Source organism: Paenibacillus konkukensis, from assembly GCF_023523925.1.
Classification (GTDB): Bacteria; Bacillota; Bacilli; order Paenibacillales; family NBRC-103111; genus Paenibacillus_S; species Paenibacillus_S doosanensis.
Genome location: NZ_CP027059.1, coordinates 1,325,954 through 1,343,432, shown reverse-complemented (window position 1 = coordinate 1,343,432; position 17,479 = coordinate 1,325,954). Strand labels below are relative to the sequence as shown.

Annotated in this window: 19 protein-coding genes; 11 read left to right on the top strand and 8 right to left on the bottom strand. The window is 54.5% G+C overall.

Going from position 1 to position 17,479, the window contains the following annotated elements; genetic code table 11:
* The 3 genes from SK3146_RS05905 to SK3146_RS05895 all read left to right on the top strand — a co-directional run bounded on the left by SK3146_RS05905 (position 1) and on the right by SK3146_RS05895 (position 2,523).
* Positions 1–1,188, top strand: a complete 1,188-nt coding sequence (locus SK3146_RS05905) for an endonuclease Q family protein (protein ID WP_249864207.1) — start codon at positions 1–3, stop codon at positions 1,186–1,188.
* Positions 1,189–1,292: 104 nt separating this feature from the next.
* Positions 1,293–1,934 carry a stage II sporulation protein M gene (gene spoIIM, locus SK3146_RS05900; protein ID WP_249864206.1) on the top strand — a complete coding sequence of 214 codons (642 nt, stop codon included), beginning with the start codon at positions 1,293–1,295 and terminating at the stop codon, positions 1,932–1,934.
* 139 nt (positions 1,935–2,073) lie between these two features.
* Entirely contained in the window at positions 2,074–2,523 is a 450-nt protein-coding gene (locus SK3146_RS05895; protein ID WP_249864205.1) for a ferric iron uptake transcriptional regulator, read from the top strand.
* 55 nt (positions 2,524–2,578) lie between these two features.
* Here the strand turns inward: SK3146_RS05895 and lepB are convergent, their stop codons facing one another.
* Positions 2,579–3,130 carry a signal peptidase I gene (gene lepB / locus SK3146_RS05890; RefSeq protein WP_249864204.1) on the bottom strand — a complete coding sequence of 184 codons (552 nt, stop codon included), beginning with the start codon at positions 3,128–3,130 and terminating at the stop codon, positions 2,579–2,581.
* Between the two features lie 214 nt (positions 3,131–3,344).
* Between lepB and ald the strand changes: the two genes are divergently transcribed.
* The 4 genes from ald to SK3146_RS05870 all read left to right on the top strand — a co-directional run bounded on the left by ald (position 3,345) and on the right by SK3146_RS05870 (position 6,766).
* Positions 3,345–4,496, top strand: a complete 1,152-nt coding sequence (ald, locus tag SK3146_RS05885) for an alanine dehydrogenase (RefSeq protein ID WP_249864203.1) — start codon at positions 3,345–3,347, stop codon at positions 4,494–4,496.
* A gap of 47 nt (positions 4,497–4,543) precedes the next feature.
* Positions 4,544–4,777 carry a DUF4227 family protein gene (locus tag SK3146_RS05880; protein ID WP_249864202.1) on the top strand — a complete coding sequence of 78 codons (234 nt, stop codon included), beginning with the start codon at positions 4,544–4,546 and terminating at the stop codon, positions 4,775–4,777.
* Between the two features lie 103 nt (positions 4,778–4,880).
* Positions 4,881–5,855, top strand: a complete 975-nt coding sequence (xerD, locus tag SK3146_RS05875) for a site-specific tyrosine recombinase XerD (RefSeq protein ID WP_283942810.1) — start codon at positions 4,881–4,883, stop codon at positions 5,853–5,855.
* 83 nt (positions 5,856–5,938) lie between these two features.
* Positions 5,939–6,766: a purine-nucleoside phosphorylase gene (locus SK3146_RS05870; protein ID WP_249864201.1), complete on the top strand. Its 828-nt coding sequence runs from the start codon at positions 5,939–5,941 to the stop codon at positions 6,764–6,766.
* Positions 6,767–6,850: 84 nt separating this feature from the next.
* Here the strand turns inward: SK3146_RS05870 and galU are convergent, their stop codons facing one another.
* Genes galU through SK3146_RS05835 form a run of 7 tightly spaced genes read right to left on the bottom strand, consistent with a single transcriptional unit; the run spans position 6,851 to position 13,395 of the window.
* On the bottom strand, positions 6,851–7,774 hold the full coding sequence (galU, locus tag SK3146_RS05865; protein ID WP_283942830.1) for a UTP--glucose-1-phosphate uridylyltransferase GalU: 924 nt from the start codon (positions 7,772–7,774) through the stop codon (positions 6,851–6,853).
* A complete protein-coding gene (locus tag SK3146_RS05860; protein ID WP_249864199.1) occupies positions 7,774–8,175 on the bottom strand; it encodes a GtrA family protein in 402 nt (133 codons plus the stop codon). The genes galU and SK3146_RS05860 overlap by 1 nt, the downstream gene beginning before the upstream one ends.
* Positions 8,168–9,151: a glycosyltransferase family 2 protein gene (locus tag SK3146_RS05855; protein WP_249864198.1), complete on the bottom strand. Its 984-nt coding sequence runs from the start codon at positions 9,149–9,151 to the stop codon at positions 8,168–8,170. Before SK3146_RS05855 ends, SK3146_RS05860 begins: the two co-directional genes overlap by 8 nt.
* A gap of 36 nt (positions 9,152–9,187) precedes the next feature.
* The gene (locus tag SK3146_RS05850; RefSeq protein WP_249864197.1) at positions 9,188–11,341 is read right to left on the bottom strand and encodes an ArnT family glycosyltransferase; all 2,154 of its coding nucleotides are present in this window, start codon (positions 11,339–11,341) and stop codon (positions 9,188–9,190) included.
* Between the two features lie 48 nt (positions 11,342–11,389).
* Positions 11,390–11,965: a ferric reductase-like transmembrane domain-containing protein gene (locus tag SK3146_RS05845; RefSeq protein WP_249864196.1), complete on the bottom strand. Its 576-nt coding sequence runs from the start codon at positions 11,963–11,965 to the stop codon at positions 11,390–11,392.
* Positions 11,966–11,996: 31 nt separating this feature from the next.
* The gene (locus tag SK3146_RS05840) at positions 11,997–13,010 is read right to left on the bottom strand and encodes an FAD:protein FMN transferase (protein WP_249864195.1); all 1,014 of its coding nucleotides are present in this window, start codon (positions 13,008–13,010) and stop codon (positions 11,997–11,999) included.
* 37 nt (positions 13,011–13,047) lie between these two features.
* Positions 13,048–13,395: a hypothetical protein gene (locus SK3146_RS05835; protein ID WP_249864194.1), complete on the bottom strand. Its 348-nt coding sequence runs from the start codon at positions 13,393–13,395 to the stop codon at positions 13,048–13,050.
* A 265-nt stretch (positions 13,396–13,660) separates the two neighbouring features.
* On the opposite strand from SK3146_RS05835, the gene SK3146_RS05830 reads away from it, so the two are divergent.
* The 4 genes from SK3146_RS05830 (at position 13,661) to SK3146_RS05815 (ending at position 17,400) form a co-directional block, all read left to right on the top strand.
* The gene (locus SK3146_RS05830; protein WP_249864193.1) at positions 13,661–14,347 is read left to right on the top strand and encodes a response regulator transcription factor; all 687 of its coding nucleotides are present in this window, start codon (positions 13,661–13,663) and stop codon (positions 14,345–14,347) included.
* Positions 14,344–15,861, top strand: a complete 1,518-nt coding sequence (locus SK3146_RS05825; RefSeq protein ID WP_249864192.1) for a sensor histidine kinase — start codon at positions 14,344–14,346, stop codon at positions 15,859–15,861. The genes SK3146_RS05830 and SK3146_RS05825 overlap by 4 nt, the downstream gene beginning before the upstream one ends.
* A 625-nt stretch (positions 15,862–16,486) precedes the next feature.
* Complete coding sequence (locus SK3146_RS05820) at positions 16,487–16,807, top strand: flagellar protein (protein WP_249864191.1); 321 nt, start codon at positions 16,487–16,489, stop codon at positions 16,805–16,807.
* 215 nt (positions 16,808–17,022) lie between these two features.
* A complete protein-coding gene (locus SK3146_RS05815) occupies positions 17,023–17,400 on the top strand; it encodes a cupredoxin domain-containing protein (protein ID WP_249864190.1) in 378 nt (125 codons plus the stop codon).
* Positions 17,401–17,479 lie beyond the last annotated feature (79 nt).

Sequence of the window (17,479 nt, the reverse complement as noted above, 5' to 3'; positions counted from 1 at the left end):
ATGACATTGCGACCGTTTTACGCCGATCTGCACATTCACATTGGACGAACCGAAGAAGGAAAGGCCGTAAAAATCAGCGCATCGGACCAGTTAACTTTTTATAATATCGCTCACGAAGCTTCCTCCCGCAAAGGGATGGATATGATCGGCATTATCGATTGCCAGTCTCCTTCCGTACAGAAGGACATCCGCCATTATTTGGAGCGGGGGGAGATGGAGGAACTGCCCGGGGGCGGCATCCGTTATCACCGGAGCACCGTCATTCTGGGGAGTGAAATCGAGGTTCGCGACCCCGGCATGGGCCCGGCCCATCTGCTTGCTTATATGCCAACGCTGGAAGCGATGGAGGCTTTTACCGGCTGGCTTGACAAGCATATGAAGAATGTCGGGCTCAGCTCGCAGCGCATTTACGTGCCGGCGAGGGTGCTTCAGGAGGAAGTGCTTGGCCGCGGGGGGCTGTTCGTTCCGGCTCATATTTTCACGCCGCACAAGAGCGTCTACGGCAGCAGCTCCTCGCGGATGGAGCATCTGCTGGAGCTGGACGGCATTGACGCCGTCGAGCTCGGCTTGAGCGCCGATTCGCAAATGGCCGGCTATTTGTCGGAGCTGGACCGCTATACGTTCCTGACGAATTCCGATGCCCATTCGCTGGCCAAAATCGGCAGGGAATACAATAAACTCCAGCTCGCCGAACCGAGCTTCGCCGAATTGCGGCAGGCGCTGGCCGGAAAGAATGGCAGAGGCGTGCTGGCCAATTACGGGCTGAATCCGCGGCTTGGCAAATACCACCGCACCTATTGCTCCGTCTGCAACGCCGTTGCCGGCGAAGGAGAACTGGCCCCGGAGCGATGCCCGGACTGCGGAAGCGCCAAGATCGTCCGCGGCGTTATGGACCGCATCCTCGACATTAGCGACCGCAAGGAGACCGGGCCGTTCGTGCCGCAAAACCGGCCGCCCTATTATTATCAGGTGCCGCTCGAATATATCCCCGGCCTCGGCCCGAAAAAGCTGGATGCGCTGCTTGCGGAATACGGCACCGAGATGAATTTGCTGCACCGCGTCGCCCGGGAAGATCTGGAGCGCACGGCGGGGCCGGACATCGCCGACTTCATCATGAAGGCGCGCGAGGATAAGCTCGTGCTGGAGGTCGGCGGCGGCGGCAAATACGGCAAAGTAGCCGGCAAATAACGGCGACCGCGAGGAAGCGGCGAAAAGCGGGCGGCATCTTACGGTCATATCGCGGTCTTCCCTCTCATATGCTTGTACTAATGATGCAGGGGAGGGAATGCAGCATGAACCGTAATCGTTCGCTACAGCTCTATATCAAGGAGCATCTGTCGCTGTACGTTTTTGTCGGAATCATTTTTATAATAGGAGTCGTATTCGGAGCGGTCATGGTCAATGCGCTGTCTTTGGAACAAAAGCAGGAAATGATGCGGTATTTGAGCAATTTTTTTTCTTCGGTCGAACAGGGCGATTTTACGGATGTCAGACAATCGTTCGAGCAATCCTTCGCTCTGCATATCAAATGGATTCTTATCATATGGATACTCGGAATGTCCGTGATCGGGCTTCCTCTTATATTGATTCTTGATTTTCTCAAGGGGGTTCTGGTCGGCTTTTCCGTCGGTTACCTGGTCGGACAGCTGTCATGGAAAGGGCTGCTGTTCGCGCTCGTATCGGTGGCGCCGCAAAATATCGTTATTATTCCGGCTCTTATCGTATGCAGCGTAACCGCAATGGCCTTCTCGATTCACATGGTGAAACACCGTTTTATGATGCGCAAGGGATCGTTCTACGAGCCCTTTATGCGTTACTCGGCTACGATCCTGTTGTCGGGCGCTTTGCTGGCCGGGGTGGCGATGTTCGAAGCCTACGTTTCGCCGGTCATGATGAAATGGGTAACGCCGATGCTGATGACAATGTCTCCTTAAATGTTTGACTTTCCGGCCGACCACCACCTATAATGTAAGATGAAGCCCCAAAAGCTGTTACAGCTTTTTTTGTTCATTTCTCTGGGCGCAGACTTACGCAGCAGGTTTTGCATTGGGCAAAACCCGTAGGGGGAGTAGCATGGAATCTCGCATTGAAAAAATCAAACAACAGCTGCAGTCACAGGGCTACAAGCTAACTCCTCAACGGGAGGCTACGGTTCGTGTGCTGCTTGAAAACGAAGAAGATCATCTGAGCGCGGAAGACGTATTTATGCTCGTAAAGGATAAAGCTCCCGAAATCGGCCTCGCTACCGTATACCGGACGCTTGAATTATTGAGCGAACTGCATGTAGTCGAGAAAATGAATTTCGGCGACGGCGTAGCCCGTTACGATTTGCGCAGCGACAGCAATCATCATCATCATCATCATTTGATCTGCGTGCAATGCGGCGCCGTGGATGAGATTATGGAAGACTGGCTGACTCCGTTGGAAGAGCGGCTTGAGAAGGAGTACGGCTTCCAGGTGTTGGACCACCGTCTCGATTTTCAAGGAATTTGCCACCGCTGCAGGGATAAAAACAAAAGCTAAATCGAACAAAACCTCCATTCCGTTGCCAACGGGACAGGAGGTTTTTTACGTTCCCTTATAATTTGATTCCGAGCACATGATCGAGCGGGATGAATCCGATACTGCGGCTGTCCTTGCTGTTGTTGCGGTTATCGCCCATGACGAAAATATGGCCTTCGGGAACAACGAGCTTCTCGTTGCTGGAATAATTCATCGTTTCGTTAAGATAAGGCTCGTCCAGCGCTTCGCCGTTGCGGTAAACCTTATGGTCTTTAAACTCAAGAGCGTCCCCCGGCTTGCCGATGACCCGCTTGACATAAATAATTTCGTTCTCGCCTTCACCTGTAAACAGAGAAATGAGCGGATGCTCTTCAATATCGTCCATAAGAGTGCGGCTGCGGTCTACGCGGCTGTCGATAATGACGATATCGCCGTATTTGGGCTCATACCGGAACGTATGCGATAGCTTGGAGATAAAAATCCGCTGCTGGTCGTGAAGCGTCGGGTCCATTGAATGCCCCATCACCTTGGTCGGCTGTATAACGAATATGCCTATAAGCAGCGCGCAGACGATGGCAGCCCCTATAGAACCTGCCCAGCTTCGAATCTCGGCACCTAAATTTTTCATGATCGTTCCCCTTCCCCGAATTGAACTGCTGAATAGAGTATACCATGAGGCTGCGCAAAGAGCCAAAGGAGATGATTGGCCTCTCTCCAAACGGACGGCGCCTAATCATCGGCCAAGTTCACTGACGCGGTCTCAGGCGGTTAAATTGCCCTGTTGCAGGGGAAATTAACGCATAGGAGCTTGCACGAACGCTATGATGAAGGAGCGGTCAAGAATGGATACACAGCGTATTATCGGAGTACCCAAGGAAATCAAGAACAACGAGAACCGCGTCGCCTTAACGCCAGGAGGGGCCGGGATGCTTCATCAGCACGGGCACAGGGTTTTGATCGAAGCGGGTGCGGGAGAAGGCAGCGGGTTTAGCGATCAGGATTACGCGAGAGAGGGCGCAGAGCTCGTAGAACACGCGGCCGATGTCTGGGCGCAGTCGGATATGATCATGAAGGTGAAGGAGCCGCTTCTTTCCGAGTACGGGTATTTCCGCGAGCATCTGACTTTGTTCACCTATCTTCATCTGGCGGCGGAGCCGGCGCTGACGGAAGCGTTGGTGGACAGTAAAGTAACGGCGATCGCTTATGAAACGATTCAGCTGGCAAACGGAAGCCTGCCGCTGCTTACGCCGATGAGCGAGGTGGCCGGGAGAATGTCCGTTCAGGTCGGGGCGCAGTTCCTTGAGCGGTTTTACGGCGGCAGAGGGATTCTGCTCGGCGGCGTCCCGGGCGTTCCGCCTGCGGACGTCATCATCTTGGGCGGAGGCATTGTCGGCACGAATGCGGCCAAGATGGCGCTGGGGCTGGGAGCGAATGTCGTCATTATCGACCGGAACGCGGAGCGGCTGCGCTACCTCGACGATGTGTTCCACGGCCGCATCCGCACGCTGATGTCCAATCCCTACAACATCGCAAGCGCCGTGCAAAAAGCGGATTTGCTGATCGGCGCGGTGCTGATACCCGGAGCCAAAGCGCCCAAGCTGGTGACCGAGGATATGGTCAAACAGATGAAGCCGGGAGCGGTGATTGTCGACGTAGCCGTTGACCAGGGCGGCACGATCGCCACCGTAGACCGCGTAACGACGCACAGCGATCCGGTCTATGTCAAGCACGGAGTCATCCATTACGCCGTAGCCAATATGCCCGGCGCCGTGCCGCGCACTTCTACGCTGGCCTTGACGAACGTGACGCTGAACTATGCGGTGGAGCTGGCCGACAAAGGGGTCGTCCATGCGCTGATGGTGCATCCGGAGCTGAAGCGCGGAGTCAATACGTTCCAAGGGAATATCACTCATGCCGCCGTCGCGGAAGCGGTGGGAGGGGCTTATATCGATCTGGACCGGCTGCTCGTAACCACGATGAACGATCCATCATAATTGACCCCTATCGATCATAGTCTAACCTTAAGAGGGAGGTACAGGCTATGATCTTTTCTTTTCGCAAGCTTGTGGAACGGGCGAAATTTGCCGCGGTCTTTATCGTCTTCACGTATGCGCTGTATCATATGCTGCTTGCCGTCAGTCACTGGATCGATCCCGCCGAGAGGTACAAGCAGCCCGAGGGCAGGGCCGTCAAAGTGTTTCAGGAGCATGTTCCGCTCGGCGACAGCGTTCCGATGGGCGAACGTTTGAAGCTTTTTTACTGGATCGGAGAATAAGCTTTTGAAGCGCAAGCAGGATTCTTTTCGCGCGCGTTGAATTTACTAACTGACTGTGCAAACACGGGCAAACACGGGGACTGACATAGAAAGGGAAATTAGCATGAAAAAGGAATTGGACTCGTTTGTCCGGTTTTTATCCGACGAACGGGGTTTGGCGAAAAATACGATGGATTCCTATGAAAGAGATATCGTCCAGTATCTCGATTATTTGCAATCGCAAGGCATCGCCTCTCTCGCCGATACGAAAAAATTGCAAGTCGCAAATTATTTGCTGCACTTGAAACGATTAGGCCGAGCCGCAGCGACGCAATCCCGCACTATCGTGTCTTTAAGGGCTTTTTACCAGTTTCTGGTTCGAGAGCGTCGACTGGATCAAGACCCTACCGTACATATAGAAACGCCGAAGATAGAAAAGCGTCTGCCCCAGGTGCTGACGATCCGGGAGGTGGAAGCTTTGCTCGACGCTCCGCAAATTTCCGCGCCTAACGGTATGCGGGATAAGGCGATGCTGGAGCTTCTCTACGCCACCGGAATCCGCGTTTCCGAGCTCATATCGCTGAACGTGGAGCATGTGCGCCTTGATATGGGCTTTCTCCGCTGTATCGGCAAGGGGGCGAAGGAGCGGATTATACCGCTCGGAGCAATCGCTTCCGAATATGCCGGACGTTATATTGAAACGATGCGTCCGAAACTGCTTAAGCAATCGAAAGAAGAGGAAGCGCTGTTCGTCAATCATTTGGGCACCCGGATTACGCGGCAGGGCTTCTGGAAAATTATTAAGCGCTATGCCGCCGAAACGCAAATCGTCAAAGAAATTACGCCGCATACGCTGCGTCATTCGTTTGCCGCGCATTTGCTGGAGAACGGAGCGGATTTGAGGTCGGTCCAGGAAATGCTCGGTCATGCCGACATATCTACCACGCAAATTTACGCCCAGGTAGCCCGGGGGAAAATGAAGGAAGTATACGATAAGGCTCATCCCGAGCGAAGCGGGACGCGGCCGACCGGTAACAGGGCAGCTTGCTTGCAGAGAGCAGGCTGTTTCTTTTGCAAACGAACGGTCGATTTGCGATAATACATAAGATGGCAAAATGAGAGCGGATGGCGCTCTAATCAATCACTAAACCTTAAAACACGATCAAGGAGAGGTAGAAAACGATGGAAAACTCCAACATATTAAACAACATTAAAGAGGCCGCCGCTTATATTCGCAGCAAGTACGCGGATGCCCCGCAAATCGGGCTTATTCTCGGCTCCGGTCTTGGAGTTATCGCCGATCTGGTGGAAAATGCAACGGTAATTTCGTATGAGGACATCCCTCACTTCCCGGTTTCGACGGTTGAAGGACATGCAGGCGAGCTGCTGCTCGGCACGATTCAAGGCAAGCATGTGCTTTTGATGAAGGGACGTTTTCACATGTACGAAGGGTACGGGGTCGACGTCGTATCGTTCCCTGTGCGGGTAATGAAAGAGCTGGGCGTGCAGAAGCTCATTGTAACGAATGCGGCCGGCGGCATCAATACGTCCTATGAAGTGGGAGATTTGATGCTGATCAAGGACCATATCAATTTTACGTCCCGCAATCCGCTCATCGGACCGAACTATCCCGAGCTGGGCGCGCGCTTCCCGGATATGTCCGAGGCTTACAGCCGTTCCTTGCGTCAAACCGCCAAGGAGGTTGCCGCGGAGCAGGGCGTGAAGCTGCAAGAAGGCGTCTACATCGGCCTGCTCGGTCCGTCCTATGAGACACCCGCTGAAATCCGTATGATGCGCACGCTTGGCGCCGACGCGGTCGGAATGTCCACAGTGGCCGAAGTCATCGTCGCCCGTCATGCGGGTATCGAAGTGCTGGGCTTCTCCTGCATCAGCAATATGGCCGCAGGCATTCTGGATCAGCCGCTGTCGCATGAGGAAGTGATGGAGACGACGGAACGCGTGAAGCCGAAGTTTCTCCAGCTTATATTGGGTATCGTAGGCAAATTGTAAAGCGCATGCCATAGCAAGGATAAAGGACGAAGATGCCGCTTCTTGGATAGAAGGGCGGCTCTTCGTCCTTTTGACATGTTCATATTAATACACCTCGATCGAATGGCCGCGATAGCGGAGCTGCAGCCGTTCCTTCTCCGATTCCCGCCGCACCAGCTCCTTCAAATAAGCGAGCAGCTGGGGGCGAAGCTCTTCGCGCCGCAAGCCGATTTCGGCGATCGCCTTCATGTAGCCGAATTTATCGCCGATGTCGTAGCGGTCCGCCGTCAAATCCAGGGCGAGCAGCGGCTCCCGCCGGCATGCTTCCCGCAGCGCGTCCGTCAGCTGGTATTCGTTGCCCGCGCCGCGGTCGATTTGCTCCAGGACGGGGAAAATCGACGGTTTCAAAATATACCGTCCCATTACGGCAATCTGCGAGGGCGCGTCCTGCGGTTGCGGCTTTTCCACCAAATCCTTGACCTCGTATATCGGCTGATAGGCGTTGGCCGGGGCGATGATGCCGTATTTGCTCACATCGGACAGCTCGACGGACTGCACCCCGATCACTTGGGCGTCATAGGTTTCGTACACGTCGATCATCTGCTGCAGCGCCGGCTTCTCCGACACCATAATATCGTCGCCGAGCAGAACGGCGAAAGGTTCGTCGCCGATAAACTGGCGGGCGCACAGGATGGCGTGACCGAGTCCAAGCGGCTCTTTTTGCCGAATATAATGAATCGCAGCCATGTCGGAGATGCGCTGCACTTCGCTCAGCAGGCCGTGCTTGCCTTTCTCAAGCAGCGTCTGTTCGAGCTCGTAAGACTTGTCGAAGTGATCCTCGATCGATTTCTTGTTGCGGCCGGTGACGATAATAATGCTTTCAATGCCGGAGCGAACGGCTTCCTCGACGATATATTGAATCGCCGGCTTGTCGACGATGGGCAGCATTTCCTTGGGCTGCGCCTTAGTGGCCGGGAGAAAGCGGGTGCCGAGCCCGGCTGCGGGAATGACGGCTTTTCTAATCTTCATCATGGTCCACTCCTATCTTGAGATAATCGGAACACCCAGAGCCGGCTTCCGGCGAAGTTGATGCAGACGCCCGCGGCGGCAGAGCCCAGCTTGCTGACGAGCAGCGGCAAATCCAGCTGCGTATAAAGGAAAGACAGCACGCCTGAAGTCAGGAGCAGCACCGTTGTATTCAGCGTCAGAAATTTCAGGAATTCCCTGCGATCGATGCGGCCGGTGCGCTGGAACGTCCACGACCGGTTGAACGCATAGCTGTTCAGCACGCCGCACAAAAACGAGATGCATTGGGCAGCGAGATAATACATTTGAAAATACGTCAGAACGGTAAACACCGCCAGGTCGATTAAGGAGTTCATCACCCCGACGGCGCTGAATTTTAGAAAGCGGACATACGGTTTATTCATAGCCGGACCCCGCCGCCTTCGGCAGCCGATGCTGCTTAATATCGATGCCGCTGCTTTTCCGGATAATGTAAAGAGGGCGTCCTTTGGTTTCGTCGTAAATGCGTCCGATATATTCGCCGACGATACCGAGAATGATCAGAATAAAGCCGTTAAAGATCAGCTGAATAATCGTGATGGACGTCCAGCCGGGAATGGCGGCGTCGGTAAACAGCTTCGCGTAAAATACGTACAGCATATACATGAAGCCCGAGACGGAAAGCAGGAAGCCGAGATAGCCGGCCAGCTTCAACGGCTTGTAGGAAAAAGAAGTGATGCCGTCCAAGCTCAGCTTGAGCATTTTCTTCAGCGGATAATGGGTTTGTCCGGCATGGCGTTCATCCCGCTCGTATTCGACCGATGTCTGCCGGAAGCCGATCCAGCTGACCAGTCCGCGCACGAAGCGGTTGCTCTCGGGAATCCGTTTCATTTCGTCGCACACCCGCCGGTCGAGCAGCCGGAAATCTCCGGTGTCCAGCGGAATGGCGATATCGGTCGATAAACGGAGGAGGCGGTAAAACATCCGGGCGGTCAGTTTTTTGAACCAAGATTCGCCTCTGCGCTTCGTCCGTTTGGCATAGACGACGTCGAAGCCTTCCCTCCACTTGGCGATCATATCCGGAATCAGCTCAGGCGGGTCCTGGAGGTCCGCGTCGATCACGATGACGGCGTCTCCGGCCGCATAATCCATGCCCGCCGTAATGGCGATCTGATGTCCGAAATTCCGGGAGAAATCGAGCAGCTTCACCGTATCGTCAATCTGACTGTATTCCATCAAGATTTCCGCCGTCCGGTCGCGGCTGCCGTCGTTGACGAAGAGCAGCTCGTACGTTTCGCCCATGCCGTTCATGACCGTTTTGAGGCGGCGGTATGTCTCGTGAACGACCGCTTCTTCGTTATATACCGGAATAACAACGGAATAGCGTATCTGTGCGCCCATTTTCCTGCGCCTCCTTCTTTACGCGGCTATCGGCCGTCAAGATTTGAGTTCGTATAAAGTCATATTGCCGTCTCTTCCGAACGATCGCCCGCCCGCCGAGGATTCGTCCTGAGCCGCGGATTGCCATTCGGATTGCGGCACTACAGTACTGTTCTCCTTGATCCACTGCAGCGCCTCGGAGCTGCCTCCTCCTCCGGGACCGCCAAAGCCGCCGCCGGAAAGCAGGACGTATTTGAGCTGCTTGCTTGCCGCCAGCTGCTTCAGCTTGTCGACCGTCATAATCGGGTCGCTGCCGCTGTAGCCTCCCATGGCCATAACCGCTTTGCCGGTTTCGATAATATACGGCGCCGCCGTCGTCGCGTTGGTCGTGGCGAACAAATACGTTTCGCCCGTGTTGTGGCTGGTCAAGTATTCGATCAGCTTCGCATTGACCTGATCGTCGCCGGCACCCGGCTGCATGCCGCCTCTGGCGCCGGACGCTTGAGGGCCGGCTTGCGGCAGCTTGCTGTTTTGTCCGTACAGGATCGGCGTTGCCGACCAGTACAGAGGCGCTATCAGCAGGATGAACAGACTGCCCAGGGCCGTATAGTAGGTCCAAGACGGCTGTTTCCGTCTTACCACAAGCAGGGCAAGAGTAACGGCGGCGCCGACCGCTCCGACGCCGTACATCCAGACGGCGCTGATCGCTTGACGATTTTCATACAGCACGATCGTCTCAACCGCCGTTGTGACCAGCACCGCCGCCGGAAGCAGCCAGGACGCCCAGCCTGAGCGCAGCTTGTACAGACCCCACAGCTGCGTCCAGCCCGCGCCGGCGAGCGCCGCGACAGGAGGAGCCAGCATGATGAGATAATATTGATGGAAGAAGCCTGCAACACTGAAAAAGATCATGCCGGGGATCAGCCAGCTTAACCAGAACAAGGTTTGCTTCTGCTGATCCGTGAAGCGGAACCCTCTGCGGATTCGCATCCCGGCCAGCAGGCCGACGCATCCGAAGGCCGCGAAAGGGATCAGCCAGCTGACTTGACCGGACAGCCCGGATTGGAACAGGCGAAGGGGGCCGGGATTGCCGGTGCCGAACATGCCTCCGCCGCCTCCGGCACCTCCGCCCATAGGGCCGCCGTTCATGCGGCCGTCCGTCCCGCCTGCGGGAGCATCGGGCATCTGGCCGCGTGCGCCGTCCGGCTGCTGCCGCCCGGGTTGAGCGCCGCCATCCTGTCCGGGCTGAACTCCGAATGAGCTTCCGCCATCCTGGCGCGCCTGCATTTGCCCGTTTTGGCTGCCGCCGGCCGTGCGTTCCGCCTGCGATCCCATCTGGCGTTCGCCGTCGGTCCCGCTCTGCGGGCGTTCCCCCGGCGAGCGGTTCTCGTTCATCGCGCCTCCGCCGTCTTTGCCTCCGCCCCGTCCGGTGAGCCGCTGAATCCCATTGTAACCGAAGGCCAGCTCCAGCACCGAATTCGTTTGGCTGCTGCCGATATACGGGCGGTCTTCCTTGGGAACGGAGTCGACGACGACGGCCCAGGACATCGACACGAGCAGGAGCACGGCCGCTGCGGCGGCGCCGATGCTCAGCTTCTTTTTCCAGTTTACCTTGTAGGCGAGCAAATACAATAAGCCGAAAGCGGGCACGACCATATAAGCCTGCATCATTTTCATATTAAATCCGACGCCGATGACGGTGAAGGCGCCGATCATCCAGCTTGCTTTCTGCTTCTGCACGCCTTTGAACAACAGCCAGGCGGCAACCAGAAGGGTGAAGACGAGCAGGCTGTCCACGTTATTGGTTCTGGCAACCGCCGCAGCGACGGGAGTGACGGCCATAGCCAGAGCGCCCAGCCGGGCCGCCGCCAAGCCGAAGGAGGGCTTGACGAGAAAGTAAATCAGCAGAACGGAGCCTACGCCGGCCAAAGCTTGCGGTAAGATGACGCTCCAGCCGTGAAGCCCGAACAAATAGGCGCTGAAGGTTTGTACCCAGAAGGTTACCGGAGGCTTGTCGACCGTAACATATCCCGCCGGGTCGAACGATGCGTAGAAGAAGTTGTGAAAGCTTTGCAGCATGCTGCGTACGGCGGAAGTGTAGTAAGCATTGACGTAGTTTTCCTTCCATATATCGAACAGGTTAAGAAAAGCGGACAGGAGCGCAATAGCAAGAAGAACCATATCCGCTTTCCGGGTTCGTTGTCGTTTCATCTCGAATTCCACTCCTGATTGTCAATTTAAGCTTCTATATGCCGGAAGTCATGAGGCCCATTTGCGTTTCGAGCTCATAGACTCGCCCTGCTTCGGAAAAGCGAGGAAACGGGTCAGCGTCACCGCGATCACAGCCATGATCGTGAGCAAATACATCCAGCGTATCCCGGTCGAAGCGGTATCGGTTCCGAGGAAATAACCGTGTACGAACGACATGACGAAAATCGGATAAGATAACAAATGAATCCAGCGCCACAGCTTCTTTTTCAATTTATGGCGAAAATCCGAAGTGAATATGACCAGCAGCAAACCGTATTCGGACAGCGATCCGATCCCGGTCAGCATCGGTGAAGATCTGGCCGTAAACGGGACAAGTACTTCCCTCCACTGAAACGGGGCGTAGGCGTCGATGACGGTGATACTGCCGTGCAGTAACCCGAGGATCATCGCGGTGCTGGTGACATACATGTGCAGCTTGTATAAAGCCGCCTTCCGTTTGCCGGACCAGATCGGGAAGCTGTACGCAATGCCCAGACAGATGCCGGCTGCGAGCAGCATATAGGCGATAACGCCCAGTGTGCGAATGATTTGCCATGAAGGCCAAGCGGCTATCCATTCCGCCATAGGTATCTCTCCATTCTGTTAATCAGCGGATTTATGCATCCGCGTAATGATAGTGGTCGATCGTCAGACCGTTCCACTGCTTGCCGAGGGACAGCTTGCTGCCATAGTAGACGACCTCATGCTTATCGGTAAATACCAGCGCTTCATAGTTGCGGCTATTGCGGGCCAAGAGGGATAGCCCTTCGGTTACTCCCAAAATACAGATCGTCTTGGCCCATATCTCGCAGCCGATAATATCCCAGCCGCTGACCGTACATTGCACTGCGTCGCTTTGACTCGGCCGCATCGTGGACGGATCGATAAGATGATGACGCATGATTCCGTCTGCCGCCGGCCATGTCCTTCCCAGCTTGCTTGATGTGGCTGCGGAACCGTTCGAAATCGCGAGCGTCCCGATATCGGCTTCAGGCTTCCAGGCGTTCTCGATCCCGATGAGCCAAGGCTCATCCTCGCCCCGGGGCTTGCTCCAGACGGTCAAATCGCCGCCTGCGTTAATGAAGCCGCGGGTAATGGCCAGCTTATCCTGAAAATAGCTTTCCAGACGCTTGACGGTCCAGCTCTTGACGATACCGCCCAGATCGATCTCCATGTTCAGCGGAAGCCTGACCGATTTCATGACCGGATCAACGAGCAGTTGCCGTTTGGTGTCCGGCCTGACCGGGGCTGAGCTTGCCGGCGGCTCGGTTCGCCGCTTGACTTCATCGAATGTCCGATCATAGCCTGCATGGCGCAGTGCATTCAATATAAACGGGTCAAAAGTCCCTTCAGTCTGAAGATGGAATGCTTCGGCGAGCAGAAGCACCTCCAGCATGGCGTCGGAAATCAGGAAGCGCCCGCCTTCCAAGCGATTTAACCGGGAAAGCTCGCTATGGGGGCGAAACCGGCTGAATCGCATTTCCGCCGCTTCGAACCAGTCTTTGGCCAATTGTTCGACGCGCTGAATATCGGCCGGTTCGCAGCGTACGGCTATTTCAACGTTGGAGCCCATTGCGCGAAAGCGGAACCGGTGCATAATGAAGCTGCTTTGATCCGTCGTGTCGGTCATTGTGTACTCCTCCTTCGCATCGCTTCATACCTTATTTTCAAGAACGTCCCGTGCGCGTTTGCGTACGTGTTTGCGGCGACGGATCGCCGCTTCCCGGCGAGCCGCTCCAGCTCTGTCCGCCTTCGGAAGAGGCGTCTCCGCCGGCGATTCCGCGATGATTGCGGGAACGCGCATCGCCGGTCGCACGATCCAGACCCTTTACTTGCGGCTGTCCTGTCGCTTTGTCCGATGACTGCTCCTGGGCGGCAGCGCCTGATTTTTCGGCAACCGCCTTTTCGTGAGCAGACTCAAAGGCCGGGCCTGCTTTCACTTGATGGAAGACGATTCCCATGCATAATGCGCTGACGGCGCCGATCTTCCATTTAAACCATTTGGACTTATTCATGATGGAACACCTCATTTTGATTGCGGCTGCAATACATTGCTTCCAAGTGATTTTCATTATGAATCAGCAACCTTAATCCAACTTGAGTCTGCGCTGAATGTTTGCTGAGAAGCGTCTTCCCGGACCGCAGAATGCCGAAGGACGCGGGGGCGAAACATTTTCAGCGGGCGTTCAGCTTAGCTTCAGACGGTATTCAGCTCGGTGTCGGATAATAGGAAGGCAATTCGGAAAAAATGGTGTACAATGGAATTCGGGGGGATTGGGCATGAACCATCAGTTAAAAGGAATTAAAATTTTATTGGTAGACGATGAACCTAATATATTGCAATTTTTGGAGCTGGGGCTGCAAAACGAGGGCTTTGATGTGGAAACGGCTCAAGACGGGTTTGCGGCTATTACGGTCGCCAGACAGTTCCAGCCGCATTTGGCGATCTTGGACGTTATGATGCCGGGCATGGACGGCTTCGAGGTGTGCCGTATGCTGAAGAAAACGGAGAATATCGCGGTCATCATGCTGACGGCCAAAGAGGAAGTCGAAGACCGGGTGAAAGGACTTACGCTGGGCGCGGACGATTATATGGTGAAGCCTTTCAGCTTTGAAGAGCTGCTGGCCCGCATTCATGCGAGAATCCGCAATCACTTTCCGAATTTGCTCGGCGAGGTAGTGATCGGTCCGTTTCGCATCGACGACCGCCGCAAGGAAATCAGCTACGATAACCGGGTTCTTGAGCTGTCGCCGACCGAATATGAGCTGCTGTCGTTTCTGGTCATAAATCACGGGCTTGTGTTAAGCAAAAGTAAAATATTGGATAAAGTATGGGGTTATGACTTTGGAGGAGAAGAAAACATCGTCGAGGTGTATATTCGCTCCTTGAGGGACAAGCTGAGCGACAAGGAGCACCGTCTGATACGTACTTTGCGCGGGGCGGGGTATAGGGTCGATTTGCCATGAAGCAAAAAGCCATCGGCAGCATAACCCGCTTTATCGCTCCGCGCTCTTTGCGCTACCAGCTTTTATCGCGGTCCTTGCTCATACTGGCCTGCCTGCTGCTGCTTATCGGTTTTTTTCAATATTTGTACATGAAGCAGTTTATTTATAAAAACAAGGCCGAGAGCATCCACAGCCAGATTATGTCCATACCTCGAGAAGCTTGGCCTATGATGGGCGGCAACAACAATCAGGGAGCTCGAAGAGATCCGCCGATGCGGCTCATGTTTTTCTCGCCCGACTCTTCGGTAGCCTTTATCGATACGGAAGGGAAATATACTCTTATTGTAGAACCGCCGGACAGCGGAGCGTCCGTCCAGCTTTCGCAGGAAGAGTATGAAAATGCGCTGCAGGGCAAGCCGGATTTTCGCTATTTGATCGTCAAAGGCGATGACGGCGTCGAGCAGCTCGTCGTGCTCCAGCAGATCAACAGCAGGGGCAAGACGACGGGGCTCGTCCAGGTCAGCTCCTGGACGGCACCGATGAAGGAAGTGCTGCTTGGCCAGCTTCTGACGTTCATTGCACTGGCGACGATCGCGCTTGTGTTCGGCTTGTTTACGTTTTTGCCTGTATTGAAGCGGACGCTGGTGCCGTTGTCCAAAATGGTCGGAACCGTAGAACGGATCGATGCCGGCAATTTGGACGAACGGCTGCCCGAGAGGCAGAACCAACTGGAAATCGATAAGCTCTCCCTTTCCTTCAATCATATGCTGGAGAGGCTGGAGGCCTCCTTCGAGGCGGAGAAAGAAGCGAAGGAACGGATGCGCAGGTTTATCGCCGACGCTTCGCATGAGCTGCGGACGCCGCTCACCTCGATCCACGGGTTTCTGGAAATATTGCTGCGCGGCGCGGCTAGCCAGCCCGATCAGCTGCATAAAGCGTTATCCAGCATGTATTCGGAATCCGAGCGAATCAATAAGCTGGTGCAGGATCTGCTGATGCTGGCGCGGCTCGACCGTTCCCCAACGGTTCAACTGGAGGAGGGGGAGCTCGACTTGGTCATCCAAAGCATGGAGCCGCAGCTGCGGCTTTTGGCGGGAGAGCGTTCGGTCGGCTTCAAGCTGGAGCCGCATATGACTTGCATGTTCGATCAGGATAAAATGAAGCAGGTCGTGCTCAACCTGTTCCATAATGCGGTCCAGCATACGAATCCCGCGACCGGTCATATCGATGTTGAGCTCGGGCGCGTCCGGGGCGGAGTGGAATTGACCGTGAGGGATAACGGTTCGGGCATACCGGAAGAGCATCTTCCTCATTTGTTCGACCGGTTTTACCGGATCGATACTTCGCGCGCGCGCAGATACGGCGGCGCAGGCTTAGGTCTATCCATTACGAAAACCATTGCCGAGATACACGGAGGAACCATCGACGTTGAGAGCGAAGTAGGGCGCGGAAGCGCGTTTCGAATCTGGATTCCCGAGCATTATGAAGGGCAGGAGGAAGAACGCGCGAAGGAACCGGAAGACGGCAGGGCATGACCTTCCCGGACTTGCTCTGCAATACCCAAGCGCATCGTTTTCCCGCAGCGATGAACAAAAAGAGCCTGGCACCGTCACGGAAGCCAGGTTCTTTTTGTTATCTCTAAGCTTGCTGCAAGCAGCCGCGATGGACGGCGGAACACGCCTTGCTCCGCCGCGCCTTCGCTTATCGTTTGTTAGATTTTTTAGCGCCCTTGTCGCTTGTACGGGTCGTCGTGTTTTGGTTGCCGTGTCCTTGTTGCTTATCCGACATAAGAAGTCACCTCCGCAGCTGCTTGATTATCGTGGAACAAGCTTTTATAGTATGACAAGCCGTCTTTGCGCATATACATGACTATGAGCGGACGAGGCAAGCCCGTTCCAGGCTGCAGGACCGTGTGCAAGAGGCGGCGTTTTATGCCGTTGGGAGATGATTTTCAGTTTGGCTCTGATGCTTGGATGAGCCTAAACGCTCCGAAGCGGGAAAAAAATCTAACATAGGCCTTTGATCCTTGTTGCGTTCATGTTATAATCTGGGCATTAAGAACTAAAAAAGCGGCGGGAAGTGATGGTTATGAGCATTTTGGCGGTGGCCAATTGTCCGGGTTGCGGGAGAGTGTTCCAAAGAAACCTGCGTAATCTTTGCATGGATTGTATTTCCACGATCGACAATGAGTTTGATTCCTGCTATCGATACATGCTGCATAACCGTAAAGCTTCCACCGGGGAATTGAGTCGGGCGACCGGGGTTTCGGTTCAGCGGTTGACCGGATGGATCAGAGACAAACGGTTGTCTACTTCGGATTTTCCGAACCTGACTTATCCTTGCAGCAGCTGCTCCTCTCCGATCCGCGAGCACCGGCTATGCGTCTCCTGCAGCACGAATCTGACGAAGGAAATCAGGGGATTGAAATGGCTCGATGAGCGAAAAACCGTTCAAGGCGTCGGTTTCCATAGCTTCCGCTGACGCGCTCATTAAGAAATCAAGCCTTTGCAGCCGTTTTGCAGGGCTTTTTGTTTTTACAAAAAATTGTGTTAGAATGGCATATGAAACGGGCAAGACGAAAAATTGTCACAAATTTTTCACCGGAACCCCTCGAAAAGGAATAGGTAAAGCACGTTTCATTATGTAAAATAAGGCTATACATTGGATGGCAAAACTGTAAGGGGGATATTTCCGAAATGCAAAAGTGGATCATGTTTAGTTTGTTCATCGTAGCCTGTCTCTTAGGCGCAGGAGTGTTATTCCAACAGATTTCCGTACGTCAAGCAGAGCAAGCCGCGGAAGCTCATGCCGGACCGCAATTGAAATTCATAGCCTCGAACTATCAATTCGACAAGCCTGAATATACAGTGAAAGCTGGCGAGAAGGTAACGGTTTCGTTCTTGAACAAAGAAGGTCTTCATGCGATGGAGATCGTCGGATTGGATGTTAAGCTGGACAACAATACCAAATCTGTGGATATGACATTCGACAAGCCGGGCGAATATGAAGTGCACTGCGTTCTTCCTTGTGGACCTGGCCACCAGGACATGAAGACCAAATTGATCGTTCAATAATACATACGGCAGCAAAAGGGAGCCTCAATCAGAGGCTTCCTTTTTTCTTTTCCTTCATCTGGGAATATTTTGAATGAAA

Coding starts and splice junctions, on each gene's coding strand:
- SK3146_RS05905 (WP_249864207.1), top strand. CDS start 1: ATGACATTGCGACCGTTTTACGCCGATCTGCACATTCACATTGGACGA.
- spoIIM (WP_249864206.1), top strand. CDS start 1,293: ATGAACCGTAATCGTTCGCTACAGCTCTATATCAAGGAGCATCTGTCG.
- SK3146_RS05895 (WP_249864205.1), top strand. CDS start 2,074: ATGGAATCTCGCATTGAAAAAATCAAACAACAGCTGCAGTCACAGGGC.
- lepB (WP_249864204.1), bottom strand. CDS start 3,130: ATGAAAAATTTAGGTGCCGAGATTCGAAGCTGGGCAGGTTCTATAGGG.
- ald (WP_249864203.1), top strand. CDS start 3,345: ATGGATACACAGCGTATTATCGGAGTACCCAAGGAAATCAAGAACAAC.
- SK3146_RS05880 (WP_249864202.1), top strand. CDS start 4,544: ATGATCTTTTCTTTTCGCAAGCTTGTGGAACGGGCGAAATTTGCCGCG.
- xerD (WP_283942810.1), top strand. CDS start 4,881: ATGAAAAAGGAATTGGACTCGTTTGTCCGGTTTTTATCCGACGAACGG.
- SK3146_RS05870 (WP_249864201.1), top strand. CDS start 5,939: ATGGAAAACTCCAACATATTAAACAACATTAAAGAGGCCGCCGCTTAT.
- galU (WP_283942830.1), bottom strand. CDS start 7,774: ATGAAGATTAGAAAAGCCGTCATTCCCGCAGCCGGGCTCGGCACCCGC.
- SK3146_RS05860 (WP_249864199.1), bottom strand. CDS start 8,175: ATGAATAAACCGTATGTCCGCTTTCTAAAATTCAGCGCCGTCGGGGTG.
- SK3146_RS05855 (WP_249864198.1), bottom strand. CDS start 9,151: ATGGGCGCACAGATACGCTATTCCGTTGTTATTCCGGTATATAACGAA.
- SK3146_RS05850 (WP_249864197.1), bottom strand. CDS start 11,341: ATGAAACGACAACGAACCCGGAAAGCGGATATGGTTCTTCTTGCTATT.
- SK3146_RS05845 (WP_249864196.1), bottom strand. CDS start 11,965: ATGGCGGAATGGATAGCCGCTTGGCCTTCATGGCAAATCATTCGCACA.
- SK3146_RS05840 (WP_249864195.1), bottom strand. CDS start 13,010: ATGACCGACACGACGGATCAAAGCAGCTTCATTATGCACCGGTTCCGC.
- SK3146_RS05835 (WP_249864194.1), bottom strand. CDS start 13,395: ATGAATAAGTCCAAATGGTTTAAATGGAAGATCGGCGCCGTCAGCGCA.
- SK3146_RS05830 (WP_249864193.1), top strand. CDS start 13,661: ATGAACCATCAGTTAAAAGGAATTAAAATTTTATTGGTAGACGATGAA.
- SK3146_RS05825 (WP_249864192.1), top strand. CDS start 14,344: ATGAAGCAAAAAGCCATCGGCAGCATAACCCGCTTTATCGCTCCGCGC.
- SK3146_RS05820 (WP_249864191.1), top strand. CDS start 16,487: ATGGATTGTATTTCCACGATCGACAATGAGTTTGATTCCTGCTATCGA.
- SK3146_RS05815 (WP_249864190.1), top strand. CDS start 17,023: ATGCAAAAGTGGATCATGTTTAGTTTGTTCATCGTAGCCTGTCTCTTA.